This window comes from Streptomyces poriferorum (assembly GCF_019399235.1).
GTDB classification, from domain to species: domain Bacteria; phylum Actinomycetota; class Actinomycetes; order Streptomycetales; family Streptomycetaceae; genus Streptomyces; species Streptomyces poriferorum.
Genome location: NZ_JAELVH010000168.1, coordinates 1 through 14,213 on the forward strand (window position 1 = coordinate 1; position 14,213 = coordinate 14,213).

16 protein-coding genes are annotated in these 14,213 nt (G+C 71.7%); 13 read left to right on the plus strand and 3 right to left on the minus strand.

Annotation, left to right across the window (positions count from 1 at the left end; genetic code table 11):
- The 8 genes from JGS39_RS25955 to JGS39_RS25990 form a co-directional block, all read left to right on the plus strand.
- Positions 1–831 (plus strand): segregation and condensation protein A (locus JGS39_RS25955; RefSeq protein WP_219571988.1); only part of this gene is annotated, 831 nt, incomplete at its 5' end.
- Positions 828–1,475 carry an SMC-Scp complex subunit ScpB gene (scpB, locus tag JGS39_RS25960; protein WP_219571990.1) on the plus strand — a complete coding sequence of 216 codons (648 nt, stop codon included), beginning with the start codon at positions 828–830 and terminating at the stop codon, positions 1,473–1,475. The genes JGS39_RS25955 and scpB, both read left to right, overlap by 4 nt.
- Complete coding sequence (locus JGS39_RS25965) at positions 1,475–2,695, plus strand: pseudouridine synthase (protein ID WP_219571991.1); 1,221 nt, start codon at positions 1,475–1,477, stop codon at positions 2,693–2,695. The genes scpB and JGS39_RS25965 overlap by 1 nt, the downstream gene beginning before the upstream one ends.
- A gap of 160 nt (positions 2,696–2,855) precedes the next feature.
- Positions 2,856–3,509 (plus strand): nicotinamide riboside transporter PnuC, encoded by a 654-nt coding sequence (pnuC, locus tag JGS39_RS25970; RefSeq protein WP_219571993.1) that lies wholly within the window; start codon positions 2,856–2,858, stop codon positions 3,507–3,509.
- Complete coding sequence (locus JGS39_RS25975; protein ID WP_219571995.1) at positions 3,506–4,585, plus strand: AAA family ATPase; 1,080 nt, start codon at positions 3,506–3,508, stop codon at positions 4,583–4,585. Before pnuC ends, JGS39_RS25975 begins: the two co-directional genes overlap by 4 nt.
- Positions 4,582–5,316, plus strand: a complete 735-nt coding sequence (locus JGS39_RS25980; protein ID WP_219571996.1) for an NUDIX hydrolase — start codon at positions 4,582–4,584, stop codon at positions 5,314–5,316. The genes JGS39_RS25975 and JGS39_RS25980 overlap by 4 nt, the downstream gene beginning before the upstream one ends.
- Positions 5,313–6,335, plus strand: a complete 1,023-nt coding sequence (locus tag JGS39_RS25985; RefSeq protein ID WP_219571998.1) for an ADP-ribosylglycohydrolase family protein — start codon at positions 5,313–5,315, stop codon at positions 6,333–6,335. The genes JGS39_RS25980 and JGS39_RS25985 overlap by 4 nt, the downstream gene beginning before the upstream one ends.
- 3 nt (positions 6,336–6,338) lie before the next feature.
- Positions 6,339–7,133: a nucleotidyltransferase domain-containing protein gene (locus JGS39_RS25990; protein ID WP_219572000.1), complete on the plus strand. Its 795-nt coding sequence runs from the start codon at positions 6,339–6,341 to the stop codon at positions 7,131–7,133.
- Positions 7,134–7,214: 81 nt separating this feature from the next.
- Here JGS39_RS25990 and JGS39_RS25995 read toward each other — a convergent pair whose 3' ends face one another.
- Positions 7,215–7,928: a nucleotidyltransferase domain-containing protein gene (locus JGS39_RS25995; RefSeq protein ID WP_219572001.1), complete on the minus strand. Its 714-nt coding sequence runs from the start codon at positions 7,926–7,928 to the stop codon at positions 7,215–7,217.
- 137 nt (positions 7,929–8,065) lie between these two features.
- Here JGS39_RS25995 and aroH point away from each other — a divergent pair, with 137 nt between their 5' ends.
- The 5 genes from aroH (at position 8,066) to der (ending at position 12,568) form a co-directional block, all read left to right on the plus strand.
- Entirely contained in the window at positions 8,066–8,428 is a 363-nt protein-coding gene (gene aroH / locus JGS39_RS26000; RefSeq protein WP_148016041.1) for a chorismate mutase, read from the plus strand.
- A complete protein-coding gene (locus JGS39_RS26005; RefSeq protein ID WP_219572003.1) occupies positions 8,425–9,510 on the plus strand; it encodes a prephenate dehydrogenase in 1,086 nt (361 codons plus the stop codon). Before aroH ends, JGS39_RS26005 begins: the two co-directional genes overlap by 4 nt.
- Before the next feature lie 148 nt (positions 9,511–9,658).
- A complete protein-coding gene (cmk, locus tag JGS39_RS26010) occupies positions 9,659–10,375 on the plus strand; it encodes a (d)CMP kinase (protein ID WP_219572004.1) in 717 nt (238 codons plus the stop codon).
- Positions 10,372–11,034 carry a lysophospholipid acyltransferase family protein gene (locus JGS39_RS26015; RefSeq protein ID WP_219572006.1) on the plus strand — a complete coding sequence of 221 codons (663 nt, stop codon included), beginning with the start codon at positions 10,372–10,374 and terminating at the stop codon, positions 11,032–11,034. The genes cmk and JGS39_RS26015 overlap by 4 nt, the downstream gene beginning before the upstream one ends.
- 64 nt (positions 11,035–11,098) lie before the next feature.
- Positions 11,099–12,568, plus strand: a complete 1,470-nt coding sequence (gene der, locus JGS39_RS26020; RefSeq protein WP_219572008.1) for a ribosome biogenesis GTPase Der — start codon at positions 11,099–11,101, stop codon at positions 12,566–12,568.
- Between the two features lie 179 nt (positions 12,569–12,747).
- Here the strand turns inward: der and JGS39_RS26025 are convergent, their stop codons facing one another.
- On the minus strand, positions 12,748–13,089 hold the full coding sequence (locus tag JGS39_RS26025; RefSeq protein WP_219572010.1) for a hypothetical protein: 342 nt from the start codon (positions 13,087–13,089) through the stop codon (positions 12,748–12,750).
- A 128-nt stretch (positions 13,090–13,217) separates the two neighbouring features.
- A complete protein-coding gene (locus JGS39_RS26030) occupies positions 13,218–14,003 on the minus strand; it encodes a DUF8842 C-terminal domain-containing protein (RefSeq protein WP_219572012.1) in 786 nt (261 codons plus the stop codon).
- Positions 14,004–14,213 lie beyond the last annotated feature (210 nt).

The following is a 14,213-nucleotide window of genomic DNA, read 5'->3' on the forward strand; positions in this document are numbered from 1 at the left end:
CCCGACGACGGGCGTTTCACCGTCCGGCTGGCGAACTTCGAGGGCCCGTTCGATCTGCTGCTCCAGCTCATCTCCAGGCACAAGCTGGATGTGACCGAGGTCGCACTGTCCAAGGTCACCGACGAGTTCATGGCCCACATCCGGGCCATGGGGCCGGACTGGGACCTCGACCAGACCACCGAGTTCCTCGTCGTCGCCGCGACCCTCCTCGATCTGAAGGCCGCCCGCCTGCTGCCCGCCGCAGAGGTGGAGGACGAGGGCGACCTGGCGCTCCTGGAGGCCAGGGACCTGCTCTTCGCGAGGCTGCTGCAGTACCGCGCGTACAAGCGCATCGCCGAGATCTTCAGCGCCCGCCTGGAATCGGAGGGCCGGCGCTTCCCCCGTACCGTCGGGCTGGAACCGCATCACGCGCAGCTGCTGCCCGACGTCGTCATCAGCATCGGGGCCGAGGGCTTCGCCCGGCTCGCCGTGAAGGCGATGCAGCCGAAGCCCCGGCCGCAGGTCTACATCGACCACATCCACGCCCCCCTGGTCAGCGTGCGCGAACAGGCCGGGATCATGGTGGAGCGGCTCCGTGCGGCGGGGGAGATCAGCTTCCGGGAACTGACCGAGGACGCTCCGGACACCCTCACCGTCGTCGCACGGTTCCTCGCCCTGCTGGAGCTCTACCGGGAGAAGGCCGTCGTCCTGGACCAGGAGGAGGCGCTCGGTGAGCTCACGGTGCGCTGGGCCGGGGGAGAGGGCGCCGGGCCCACCGTGACGGACGAGTTCGATCAGGAGGCACAGGACGTGCAGGACGTGCAGGATGCACAGCGGGACGTGAGGGAATGAGCGAGGAGGACATCACCGGCTCCTCCGTCGCGGACCTCGCTCTCAAGCCCGCGCTGGAGGCCGTCCTCATGGTCGTCGACGAGCCCGCGACCGAGGAGCACCTGGCCAAGGTGCTGGAGCGGCCCCGGCGGGCCGTCGCCGACGCGTTGCGCGAACTGGCCGACGAGTACACCGTGCAGCGCCGCGGTTTCGACCTCAGACTCGTCGCGGGCGGCTGGCGTTTCTACACGCGCCCGGAGTACGCGCCGGCGGTCGAGGGCTTCGTCCTGGACGGGCAGCACGCGCGTCTGACACAGGCGGCACTGGAGACCCTGGCGGTGGTCGCGTACCGCCAGCCGGTGAGCCGGTCGAGGGTCTCGGCGGTGCGCGGTGTGAACTGTGACGGGGTCATGCGGACCCTGCTGCAGAGGGGTCTGGTCGAGGAAGCGGGCGCGGAACCCGAAACAGGTGCGATCCTGTACAGGACGACGAACTACTTTCTGGAGCGAATGGGCCTGCGTGGCCTGGACGAGCTCCCGGAGCTCGCGCCCTTCCTCCCCGAGGCGGACGCGATCGAGGCTGAGACGCTAGAGGGTGTGCCGTCGTTCGATCCGGACGCACCGGACACCCCGGATACTCACGCACACGACAAGACGGAATTTTGATGCGAAGCAGTGGCAGGAACAGCGGCAGCAGCGGCGCCGGCGGCAGGAGCGGCGGCAACAGCGGCGGCGCCAGGAGCGGCGGCAACAGCGGCGGCGGCGCCAGGAGCGGCGGCAGCGGCGGCGGCAGGAGCAGCAGGAACAACACCGGCACGGGCAGGAACAGCAACCCGAACGCCCGGACCCCCGGCTCCGGGCGCGACGACAACCAGGAGCAGCGCCCCCGCCGCCCCCGCCCCGAGGAGCGCCGCTACGACGTCGGCAACGACAAGCCGGGCGGCGACGGCGGCACCCGCAAGGGCCGCGGCGAGTCGGCCCGCGGCGGTGCCAAGGGCGGTCCGAAGGCGGCGTCGGGCGGCTCCAGGGGCGGCGGCCGGCGTGCCCCGTACGGTTCCCCGGCGCGCTCGCGCGAGCTCGACGCCAAGATCGAGCAGCGCAACCGCGACAGGTACGCGGACAAGCCCGAGATCAAGACGCCCAGGACCCACCCGGGCGCCGAGCAGGAGGGCGAGCGGCTGCAGAAGATCCTCGCCCGGGCCGGCATGGGCTCGCGCCGCGCGTGCGAGGAGCTCATCGAGCAGTCCCGCGTCGAGGTGAACGGCGAGATCGTCGTCGAGCAGGGCATGCGCGTCGACGTGAACCACGACGAGATCAAGGTGGACGGCCTGACGGTCGCCACTCAGTCGTACCTCTTCTTCGCGCTGAACAAGCCGGCCGGTGTCGTCTCCTCCATGGAGGACCCGGACGGCCGTCAGTGCCTCGGCGACTACGTCACCAACCGTGAGACGCGTCTCTTCCACGTCGGCCGGCTGGACACCGAGACCGAGGGCATCATCATGCTCACCAACCACGGCGAGCTGGCCCACCGTCTCACCCACCCGAAGTACGGCGTGAAGAAGACCTACCTCGCCGCCATCCAGGGCCCGCTCCCGCGCGACCTGGGCAAGCGGCTCAAGGACGGCATCCAGCTGGAGGACGGGTACGCCCGTGCCGACCACTTCCGCGTCGTCGAGAACACCGGCAAGAACTACCTCGTCGAGGTGACCCTCCACGAGGGCCGCAAGCACATCGTCCGCCGGATGCTGGCCGAGGCCGGCTTCCCCGTCGAGCGGCTCGTGCGCACGTCGTTCGGGCCGATCCCGCTGGGCGACCAGAAGTCGGGCTGGCTGCGCCGGCTCACCAACACCGAAGTGGGCATGCTGATGCGCGAGGTCGGTCTGTAGACCACCCCGCCGGGTCCGCAGCTTCTGCGGACCCGCACCGCCCACGGCCCGCGGCCGGTTCCTGGATCTCGATTTCCGATTTTCGAACAGGAACCGGCCGCGGGTCTTTTGCTGCCCTCGTTCCGCCTTTATAGTCAGAGTGACTATTAAGGAGGCGGGCGTGAGTCTCGCGGATGTACTCGACCCTCTGCGGCAACCCCTGGTGACGGTTCTGGACACCCCGGTCAGCTGGACCGAGGTGCTGGGCTTCGGCAGCGGTGCGCTGTGCGTCTGGCTCGTGGCCCGCCAGCACCTCGCCAACTGGCCGATCGGCATCGCCAACAACGTCTTCTTCATCCTGCTGTTCGCCCAGTCCGGTCTGTACGCCGACGCCGGACTCCAGATCGTCTTCATCGCCCTTGCCGCGTACGGCTGGTGGACCTGGACCCACGGGGGTGGACCAGGGACGGACGGCCTGCCGGTGCGGCGCACCACCCGCACCGAATGGGCCGGGCTGCTCGCGGCAGGGGCGGTGGGGACCCTCGCGCTGACCGTTCTTCTCGACCGGGCCACCGACTCGACGGTGCCCTTCTGGGACGCCCTGACGACCGCGCTGTCGCTCGCGGCGACGTACGGACAGTGCAGGAAGCTCGTCGAGTCGTGGTGGCTGTGGATCGCCGCCGACGTGGTCTACATCCCGCTGTACGCGCACAAGGAGCTCTATCTGACCTCGCTGCTGTACGCCGGATTCCTGATGCTGTGCCTGATGGGCCTGCGCAACTGGACGCGGGACCTCGCCGTCCGTGCCCCGGAGCCCGTGGAGGCCGTGGCATGAAGCGTTTCGCACATGGGCTGGTGCTCGGGAAGTTCTATCCGCCGCACGCCGGCCACCACCACCTCGTCCGCACCGCCCGGGACCGCTGCGAGCGGCTGACCGTGCTGGTCTGCGCCGCCTCGGTGGAATCGGTGCCGCTCGCCGACCGGGTCGCCTGGATGCGCGAGGTGCACCCGGACGTGACGGTGGTGGGCGCCATGGACGACACCCGGATGGATCTCCACGACCCGGCGATCTGGGACGCCCACATGGCCGTCTTCACCGGGGCCGTGCCCGAGCCCGTGGACGCCGTCTTCACCTCGGAGGCGTACGGGGACGAACTGGCACGCCGCTTCGGAGCCGAGTCCGTCTGCGTCGACCCGGACCGCTCGGTCTTCCCGGTCTCGGGAACCGCCGTCCGCGCGGATCCGGCCGGCTGCTGGGACTTCCTCGAACCCCCGGTCAGGGCGGCGCTCACTCGGCGGGTCGTCGTCCTCGGCGCGGAGTCCACCGGGACCACCACCCTGGCCCGTGACCTCGCCGCGTACTACCGGCGGCGCGGCGGCATCTGGGCGCACACCGGTTATGTGGCCGAGTACGGGCGTGAGTTCAGTGAGCGGAAGCTCGCCGCGCTGCGCGCCCGGTGGCCCGAGGCCCAGTGGGAGGACGTCTCCTTCACCACGCACGACTTCCCCCTCATCGCCGAGACCCAGAACGCCCGCGAGGAGGCCGCGGCCCGCGCCGGATCCCCGCTCCTCGTCTGCGACACCGACTCCTTCGCCACGACCGTGTGGCACGAGCGGTACGTCGGCGGCCGCAACCCCCTGGTCGAGCGGACGGCCGACCGGGTCACCCATCACCTGTGGCTGCTCACCGACCACGAGGGCGTCGCCTTCGAGGACGACGGCCTGCGCGACGGCGAGGAGCTGCGGCCCTGGATGACCGACCGCTTCCGGGCCGAACTCACCCGCACGGGAAGGACGTTCACCGAAGTCACCGGCAGCCGGCCCGAGCGGCTGGCCGCCGCCGTCGCGGCCGTGGACACCCTGCTCGCCGACGGCTGGGACTTCGCCGCGCCTCTCCCGGAGCGACGATGAACGCCGCCGCGCCCCAGGGCTACGACCCGCACGCCTTCGAGCCGTTCGCCGTCACCGTCGACCTCGCCGTGTTCACCGTCCGCGAGTCCCGGCTGCACGTCCTGCTCGTCGAACGGGGCGAGGACCCGTACAAGGGCCACTGGGCGCTGCCCGGCGGCTTCGTGCTGCCCAGCGAGTCGGCGGGGACCGCGGCCCGCAGGGAACTGGCCGAGGAGACCGGGCTGACCGAGGACACCGTCCCGTCCCTCCACCTGGAGCAACTGGGCACCTACAGCGAACCGGACCGCGACCCGAGGATGCGGGTCGTGTCCGTCGCCTACGCCGCCCTCGTCCCGGATCTGCCCGAACCGCGCGGTGGCGGCGACGCGGCCAGCGCCCAGTGGTGGGACGCCGGACGGCTCGGCACGCTCGCCTTCGACCACGACCTCATCCTCGCCGACGCCCGGGCCAGGATCGGCGCCAAACTCGAGTACACCTGCCTGGCCACCGCGTTCTGCCCGCCCGAGTTCACCCTGGGAGAGCTCCAGCAGGTGTACGAGACGGTCTGGGGCGTCGAGCTGGACCGGCCCAACTTCCGGCGCAAGGTCCTTGCCACACCCGGATTCGTCCAGGCCGTGGAGGGACCGCCGCGCCGCACCGGAGGACGGGGAAAACCGGCCGCCCTCCACCGGGCGGGTGCCGCCACCGCCCTGCACCCCCCACTGCTGCGACCGGAAGGAAGAAGCACGTGATCGTGACCAGGACCCTCACCAAACAGGCCGCCACCGGCGCGCTGACCGGGCTCGCGCTCGGCGACGCCCTGGGCTTCCCCACCGAGTTCAACAACGTGCCGTCGATCCTCGCCAAGTGCGGGCCGTGGCGCCAGATGCGGCTGCCGAAGCCGGCGTTCGTCACCGACGACACCCAGATGACCCTGGCCCTCGGACGCGGAATTCGAACCGCCATGGACCGCGGACTGCTCACCCCGCTGCGCCTGGCGAGGCCGGTGCGCGAGGAGTTCGTCGACTGGTACCACTCGCCCGACAACAACCGCGCTCCCGGCCGCACCTGCATGACCGCCTGCCGTCTGCTCGACAGCGACCGGCTCTGGCAGGAGGCCAGCCAGACCGGTTCCAAGGGCTGCGGCGCCAACATGCGCGTCGCGCCCGTCGGACTCGTCCCCGGACTGAGCGAGGAACAGCGCGCCGGCGCCGCCCAGCTCCAGGCCGCCCTCACCCACGGACACCCGACCGCACTCGCCGCGTCCGACCTGACGGCCCGCGCGGTGTATCTGCTGGCCCAGGGCGCGGAGCCGATGGGCCTGATCGGCCAGCTGCGCAGCTACGCGTACGAGAACAGCAACCGCTACCTCACCCGCTGGCTCGGCGACCTCTGGCGCCACGCGGGCGACTCGTCCCCGGAGCTGTACATCCAGCGCGGCTGGGACGAGTGCCTCACCGCGCTGGCCCGAGTCCAGGACGCCCTGCGCCACCCGTCCCCGGAGACCGACCCCTGCGAGACCACCGGCGACGGCTGGGTCGCCGAGGAGGCACTCGCCACGGCCCTGCACTGCTTCCTGCTCTTCCCCGACGAACCCGTCACCGCCCTGCGCCGCGCCGCCTGCACCCGGGGCGACTCGGACTCGCTCGGCTGCCTGACCGGCGCGCTGGCCGGCGCGCACCTGGGCTCGGCAGCCTGGCCCAAGGAGTGGTCGGAGCGGATCGAGTACCGGAGCGACCTGCTGTCCCTGGGGGCGCTCTGGGACGCTTGAGCCATGCTCACGAACACCGCACTCCTCCAGCAGGCCGGACTGCCGGTCACCGACCTCGGCCCGGTCATCGCCGGGGAGCGCCACCCGCTGCTGTTCGCCACGGTCTCCGGGGCGCATCTGTACGGGTTCCCCTCCCGGGACTCGGACGTGGACCTGCGGGGGGTCCACGTCCTGCCCGCCGAGGACCTGGTCGGGCTCCGTGAGCCCGAGGAGACCCGTTCGCGGATGTGGGACAGCGACGAAGGGGTGGAGATGGACCTGGTCACCCACGATCTTCGCAAGTTCGTCCGGCTGATGCTGAAGCCGAACGGCTACGTGCTGGAACAGCTGCTCTCGCCCCTGGTCGTGCACACGACCGCCCTGCACGCCGAACTGGTGGCCCTCGCCCCGGCCGTCCTCACCCGCAACCACGCCCACCACTACCGCGGATTCGCCAACACCCAGTGGCGGCTCTTCGAGAAGACCGGCGAACTGAAGCCGCTCCTGTACACCTTCCGGGCGCTGCTCACCGGCATCCACCTGATGCGCAGCGGCGAGGTGCTGGCGCATCTGCCGACGCTGCTCGGCCGGGTACCGGCACCGTCGTACCTCCCCGGCCTGATCGAGGCCAAGGCCGCGGCCGAACACGGGGGAGCGGACGGGGTGGACGCCGTGGCGGTGGGCCGGGACATCGAGTCGCTGCACCAGGTGCTCGACGGGGCACAGGCGGACTCGGGACTTCCGGACGCGGCGAGCGGATTCGACGCGCTGCACGAACTGGTGGTGCGGGCGCGGCTGACCCACGTCCCGGCAGGCTGAACCGCACCGCACCGCACCGCACCGCCCCGCACCGCACCGCCCCGCACCGCCCCGCACCGCCCTCGGCCCGTTGAACCGGCCTCAGTCCGTTGAACCCGCCTCGGCCGCCAGGGCCGACGCCCGCCGGGCGCGGATCAGGAAGTCCTCGACCCGCGCCCGGTCCGGCCGGTCGGGCAGCGGGGAGACGGCGGCCGCCTCGTCGCTCTCCTCGGCCAGCGACGTCATGCGCCGCTCCACCTCGGGCCAGGCGACCTCGCCCCGCTTGACCGCCAGCAGTTCCTCCCGGGCCGCGCCCACGTCGATCGTGAGCTCGCCCGTACGCAGCAGGTCCCGGCAGCTCGCCAGCAGCCGCAGCAGGTGCATCGCGTGCTTCCAGCGAGGCGCCCCGTACTGCCGGACATCCGCCTCCAGCTTCCGTCGCTGGCCCAGCGCGTACCGGACGAAGGTCTGATGGGCCTGCCGGGACAGGAACGCGCCGCGCAGCGAGAGGAGTTCGCGGCCCGTCGCGTCGATCTGCTCCACCAGGGGCGAGTGCAGGCACTCCAGCACATTGGGGTTGGCCCGCAGAGCCAGTTCGCAGAACCGCTCCAGTTCCCAGGAGAACTGCTCGTCGGCCGGCCCGTCGATATGCGTCGGAGGCTTGTCGAACCGCCAGAACAACGGGGTCGGGGCGAGGAACACCCCGCGCCGGTCCGTGTCGCTGCCCTCGGTCGCGAGCCCGAAGGCGCGCGAGCCCATCACACAGGAGTAGACCGTGTGGTCGCTGACCAGGGACTCGTCGCCGGGGGAGATCATGCGGGGAGGCTACGCGCCCTGCCGGGGCACGCGTCGCCGCCCCGTCTCACGGACAGGGCGGCCCGGCGCGGGACCCCGCCGCACCCTTAGGCTGAAACGCAAGCGCAGACGTGGCAGGAACAGGCAAGGAGCACGACGTGGCGGTACGAGCGGTCCGCGGAGCCGTCCAGCTGGAGCGGGACGAGGCCGGACACATGGACGAGCAGGTCAGTGCCCTGCTCACCACCGTCCTGGAGCGCAACAGCCTGGTCGCGGACGATCTGATCAGTATCTGGTTCACGGCCACACCCGATCTGCACTGCGACTTCCCGGCCGCCGCGGCACGCGGGATCGGTATCGTCGACGTACCGCTGATCTGCGCCCAGGAGCTGGACATCGAAGGGGCCATGCCCCGGGTGGTACGGATCCTCGCGCATGTCGAGACGTATCTCGCCAAGTCCGAGATCGCCCATGTCTACCTCGGTGCCACCGCCTCCCTTCGCAAGGACATCGCCCAGTGAGAACCGCCGTCGTCATCGGAACGGGCCTCGTCGGCACCTCCGCGGCCCTCGCCCTCGCCGGGCGCGGCATCAAGGTCCACCTCGTCGACCACGACCCGGAGTCGGCGCGTACGGCGGCCGCCCTCGGAGCCGGTACGGACGAGCAGCCCGAGGGCCGCGTCGACCTGGCGATCGTCGCCGTGCCGCCGGCCCACACCGCGACCGTGCTCGCCACGGCCATCGGCAGCGGTGTCGCCCGCGGCTACCTGGACGTCGCGAGCGTCAAGGGCGGACCGCGCCGCGAGCTGGAAGCGCTCGGCGTCGACCTCACCCCGTACATCGGTACGCACCCGATGGCCGGCAAGGAGCGCTCCGGCCCGCTCGCCGCCACCGCCGACCTGTTCGAGGGCCGGCCCTGGGTCCTCACGCCCACACGTGACACCGACACCGAGGTCCTCAACCTCGCGCTGGAGCTGGTCGCGCTCTGCCGCGCCGTCCCGGTCGTCATGGACGCCGACGCCCACGACCGCGCCGTCGCCCTCGTCTCCCACACCCCGCAGCTGATCTCGTCGATGGTCGCCGCCCGCCTGGAGGAGGCCGACGAGACCGCGGTGCGCCTGTGCGGGCAGGGCATCAGGGACGTCACGCGGATCGCGGCCTCCGACCCCCGGATGTGGGTGGAGATCCTGTCCGCCAACCCCGGCCCCGTCGCCGACGTGCTGGCCGGGGTCGCCGCCGATCTGGAGGAGACCGTCATCGCGCTGCGCGGGCTGCAGTCCGCCGACGAGGACAAGCGCCGCGCGGGCACCGAAGGCATCCAGGACGTCCTGCGCCGCGGCAACGCCGGCCGGGTCAGGGTGCCCGGCAAGCACGGGGCCGCCCCCGCCTCGTACGAGGTCGTGGCAGTCCTCATCAGCGACCGCCCCGGCGAACTGGCCGGGATCTTCGCGGACGCGGGCCGGGCCGGGGTCAACGTCGAGGACGTACGGATCGAGCACGCCACCGGGCAGCAGGCGGGCCTCGTCCAGCTGATGGTCGAACCGAGCGCCGCCCCGGCACTGAGCGCCGCCCTGCGCGACCGGGGCTGGTCGATCCGGCAGTAGCCGCAGCGGCCTCCCGTCCCGCCGGCCCTTGGGACACCGGGCCGGGAGGCACTTTTCCACAGGGGTGGTCGGGCCCGCCCCGGCACTCGGTAACCTTGTGCGGGGCGGGTTCACGCGTCCCGTCCCGCCCGCCCCGTGTACCAGGAAGGTGTCCACCACCGTGGAAACCGTAAGCGCCGCCGCCCGGACCGCCCCGGCCGCAGTGATCGTCGCCATCGACGGCCCCTCCGGAACCGGCAAGTCCAGCACGTCCAAGGCCGTCGCCGCCCAGCTCGGCCTCAGCTACCTGGACACCGGTGCCCAGTACCGGGCGATCACCTGGTGGATGCTGAACAACGGCATCGACGTGCACGACGCCGCCGAGGTGGCGACCGCGGCCGCCAAGCCGGTCATCGTCTCCGGCACCGACCCCACCGGCCCGACGATCACCGTCGACGGCGAGGACGCCTCCGGCCCGATCCGTACGCAGGAGGTCACCTCCAAGGTCAGCGCCGTCAGCGCCGTCCCCGAGGTGCGTACCCGCATCACCGAGCTGCAGCGCACCATCGCCGCCGGAGCGGAGAAGGGCATCGTCGTCGAGGGCCGCGACATCGGCACGACCGTGCTGCCCGACGCCGACATCAAGATCTTCCTGACCGCGTCCCCGGAGGCCCGCGCGGCCCGCCGCAGCGGCGAGGTCAAGGGCTCGGATCTGGCGGCCACCAAGGAAGCACTGATCAAGAGGGACGCAGCCGACTCCGGCCGCAAGACCTCGCCGCTCGCCAAGGCGGGTGACGCGGTCGAGGTGGACACCACCGAGCTGACCCTCCAGCAGGTCATCGAGTGCGTCGTCACCCTCGTCGGGGAGAAGCAGGCCGCCAAGTGACACCTGCCACGGGCGCGCCCACGCTGCGCGGAGCGGCGGTCGGACGCGGCATCGGGATCGGGCTGATGTACGGGCTCTTCAAGCCCCGTGTACTCGGCGCCTGGCGGGTTCCCGCCTCCGGACCCGTCATACTCGCGGTGAACCACTCGCACAACATCGACGGGCCGATGCTGATGGGCACCGCGCCCCGGCCCGTCCACTTCCTGATCAAGAAAGAGGCGTTCGTCGGCCCCCTGGACCCGTTCCTGCGCGGAATCGGTCAGCTGAAGGTGGACCGTACGACCGTCGACCGCACCGCCATCACCCACGCCCTCGGCGTGCTGGGGGACGGCGGGGTGCTCGGGATCTTCCCCGAGGGCACCAGGGGCGAAGGAGACTTCGCCTCGCTGCGCGCCGGACTGGCGTATTTCGCGGTACGCAGCGGGGCGCCGATCGTGCCCGTGGCCGTACTGGGAAGCACTGAGCGCCGCGGACGGTTGATATCGGCACTGCCGCCGTTGCGCAGCCGTGTCGATGTCGTCTTCGGTGAGGCTTTCGAGGCGGGTGATGGCAGCGGCCGGCGGACGCGCAAGGCGCTGGACGAGGCGACGGTGCGCATCCAGGGACGGCTGACCGGCCACCTGGAGCAGGCCAGGCGTCTCACCGGGCGCACCGAGTAAGACTTGAGTAGTGGACCGCGTGCTGCGTGGTCCATCGATGATGATGCAAAGAGGAACGGACTTCATGAACGACCAGATTCACTCCGGCGGCTCGGACCACGAGCACGGAGCGCTTGGCGATGCCGAGTACGCGGAGTTCATGGAGCTCGCCGCGCAGGAGGGGTTCGACCCCGAGGACGTCGAGGGTGCCATCGGTGAGGCCGGTCACGGCCCGCTGCCCGCGCTCGCCGTCGTCGGCCGCCCCAACGTCGGCAAGTCGACCCTGGTGAACCGGATCATCGGCCGTCGCGAGGCCGTGGTCCAGGACAAGCCCGGTGTCACCCGTGACCGCGTCAGCTACGAGGCCGAATGGGCGGGCCGCCGCTTCAAGGTCGTCGACACCGGCGGCTGGGAGCAGGACGTGCTCGGGCTGGACGCCTCCGTCGCCGCCCAGGCCGAGTACGCGATCGAGATGGCCGACGCGGTCGTCTTCGTGGTCGACTCGACGGTCGGCGCCACCGACACCGACGAGGCTGTCGTCAAGCTGCTGCGCCGGTCCGGCAAGCCGGTCGTGCTCTGCGCGAACAAGGTCGACGGACAGAGCGGCGAGGCGGACGCCACCGCGCTCTGGTCGCTCGGCCTCGGCCAGCCGCACCCGGTCTCCTCGCTGCACGGCCGCGGCACCGGCGACATGCTGGACGCCGTGCTGGAGGCGCTTCCCGAGGCCCCGGCCCAGTCGTTCGGCACGGCGGTCGGCGGCCCGCGCCGCATCGCGCTGATCGGCCGTCCGAACGTCGGCAAGTCCTCGCTGCTCAACAAGGTGGCCAACGAGGACCGCGTCGTCGTCAACGAGCTGGCCGGCACGACCCGTGACCCGGTCGACGAGCTGATCACCCTCGGCGGCATCACCTGGAAGTTCATCGACACGGCGGGTATCCGGCGCCGGGTCCACCTCCAGGAGGGCGCGGACTACTACGCCTCGCTGCGTACCGCGGCCGCCGTGGAGAAGGCCGAGGTCGCCGTGATCCTGATCGACTCCAGCGAGTCGATCAGCGTGCAGGACCAGCGCATCGTGACGATGGCCGTCGAGGCCGGCCGCGCGATCGTCGTGGCCTTCAACAAGTGGGACACCCTCGACGAGGAGCGCCGCTACTACCTGGAGCGCGAGATCGAGACGGAGCTCGCGCAGGTCGCCTGGGCCCCGCGGGTCAACGTCTCGGCCCTCACCGGCCGCCACATGGAGAAGCTGGTCCCGGCGATCGAGACCGCGCTCGCCGGCTGGGAGACCCGTATCCCCACCGGCCGGCTGAACGCCTTCCTCGGTGAGATCGTCGCCTCCCACCCGCACCCGATCCGCGGCGGCAAGCAGCCCCGCATCCTGTTCGGCACCCAGGCGGGCACCACGCCGCCGCGCTTCGTGCTCTTCGCCTCCGGCTTCCTGGAGCACGGTTACCGCCGGTTCGTCGAGCGCCGGCTGCGTGAGGAGTTCGGCTTCGAGGGCACGCCGATCCACATCTCGGTGCGGGTCCGCGAGAAGCGCGGCCGCAACAAGTAGGCAACCGGTGAGGCCCGGCGCCGCCCTGCGCCTGCGTAAGACGCAGGGGCGGCACGCTGTGGCCCTCCCAGGGCCCCCAAGGTTGTTGAAGCCTCCAAGGGGCGCTCAACGGCCTCCTGGGCACACGACGGAGCCCCGGACCACTCGTTCAACGAGCGGTCCGGGGCTCCGTCGTACGGTCAGGCTCCCCGTGAACCCGGTGGCAGCGCCGCCGCCGGCCTGCCCCCGCCCGCGTGCCGTCCGACCCGCTGCCACGAGCCGAGGCTCCCCGTGTGGCTGCTCGGGCCGCCGCTCTGTCCGCCCGTGCCGCTCGCGGTACTCCCCGCTCCGCCGTGCCCGGAGTGGCCGCTCAGCGGGGCGCGGGAGCCGAAGAACCCGGAGCCGAAGGCCGGCAGGCCCAGACTCTCCTCGCCACTCCGATCACCCGGCAGCGCCCTGAACGACCTGCGGTACTCGGAGTACAGCGCGTCGTAGATCGGGGTGTGGGACGGGCCGCCCGATGGGTCCTGCGCGGGACGCATGGCAGGGATCGGGCTCGGACGCTGGTGGGAGGGGTCGTATGAGTGCACGTATGTGCCAACGACCCCGCTGCCCGTCGGATGCGGGCCCGCGGGAGAAATAGCTGTTCGCCGCGGGTGCGCGGTCATGATCAGGTCCCGGCCAGCGGCATCGCGGCCGCGACCAGCAGCCCGCCGGCCGCGGCCTTCTCCAGGGCGTCGCGCAGCAGGTCCTCGCGGGGCTGCTGGCCGATCGAACCGGCCGGGGCGGCGTAGACCAGCACGGTCTGCGACTTGTTGGCCGCGGTCCGCCAGCCCTCGGTGACCTGGAGCGGCGCGTGCGCCTGCCACCAGGCCACCGGAGCCCCGCCGCCCGTCCCCGGCTGGAGCACCGCGTGCAGCTGCCCCATGGCGAGCAGGATCGACCAGCCGTGCAGCACCTCCGGGACCTGGTCCATCCGGTGGACCGGGCGGAAGTTCTGCTCCAGCAGCAGCTGGAGGAACTCGTCACCGGCACTGCCGTCGCTGCCCGGGCGGGCGATGGCGCCGGTCGGCTCGACGACCAGGGCGGGGTGGAGCTCGTCGTCGATCAGGACGAGGCCGCTGGTGATCCCGAGCACCGCCTGCTCGGGCGTCAGGCGTTGCGGGGCCGCCTCCTGCTCGCTGCCGGTGATGCTGCGCACGGCGCCCTGCAGCTGTTCCTCGGCGACCTGGACCACCTGCGAGGGGATGCAGCTCGCGTGGGCGAAGGCCAGGACGGCGGTCTCGTCGCCGACGAACAGCACCGTGCTGGTGCGCTCCTGCTCGGAGTCGCCGGGGGTGCGGCAGGAGGTGCAGTCGTAACTGCCGGGGGCGTTGTCGCCGACGAGCAGCCGGTCGGCTTCGGCGTCGCCGATCTCGGCGCGTACGTCCTCGCTGACGTCGAGCATGCGCGGCACGGGTGGCTCCTCGAACTCGGTACGTGCTCCGGGCGGTTCCCGGCTCATGAAGGAGACAACGGGTGAGCCGCTGCCGGGGTCACGCGAGAAGGGGAACGGAATCGAACCGCGCGACGTGTTCGAATCGGCGATATCCGGACAAACGCGGACAGGGCGAAACGTGCCGTACGCATGCGAGTAGCCGGGCGGGTAGGTGTGGCAGGGCGGGCG

What these genes read in the sequence shown, in the direction of transcription:
- scpB (WP_219571990.1), top strand. Translation starts at nt 828, where the DNA reads ATGAGCGAGGAGGACATCACCGGCTCCTCCGTCGCGGACCTCGCTCTC.
- JGS39_RS25965 (WP_219571991.1), top strand. Translation starts at nt 1,475, where the DNA reads ATGCGAAGCAGTGGCAGGAACAGCGGCAGCAGCGGCGCCGGCGGCAGG.
- JGS39_RS25975 (WP_219571995.1), top strand. Translation starts at nt 3,506, where the DNA reads ATGAAGCGTTTCGCACATGGGCTGGTGCTCGGGAAGTTCTATCCGCCG.
- JGS39_RS25980 (WP_219571996.1), top strand. Translation starts at nt 4,582, where the DNA reads ATGAACGCCGCCGCGCCCCAGGGCTACGACCCGCACGCCTTCGAGCCG.
- JGS39_RS25990 (WP_219572000.1), top strand. Translation starts at nt 6,339, where the DNA reads ATGCTCACGAACACCGCACTCCTCCAGCAGGCCGGACTGCCGGTCACC.
- JGS39_RS25995 (WP_219572001.1), bottom strand. Translation starts at nt 7,928, where the DNA reads ATGATCTCCCCCGGCGACGAGTCCCTGGTCAGCGACCACACGGTCTAC.
- der (WP_219572008.1), top strand. Translation starts at nt 11,099, where the DNA reads ATGAACGACCAGATTCACTCCGGCGGCTCGGACCACGAGCACGGAGCG.
- JGS39_RS26025 (WP_219572010.1), bottom strand. Translation starts at nt 13,089, where the DNA reads ATGCGTCCCGCGCAGGACCCATCGGGCGGCCCGTCCCACACCCCGATC.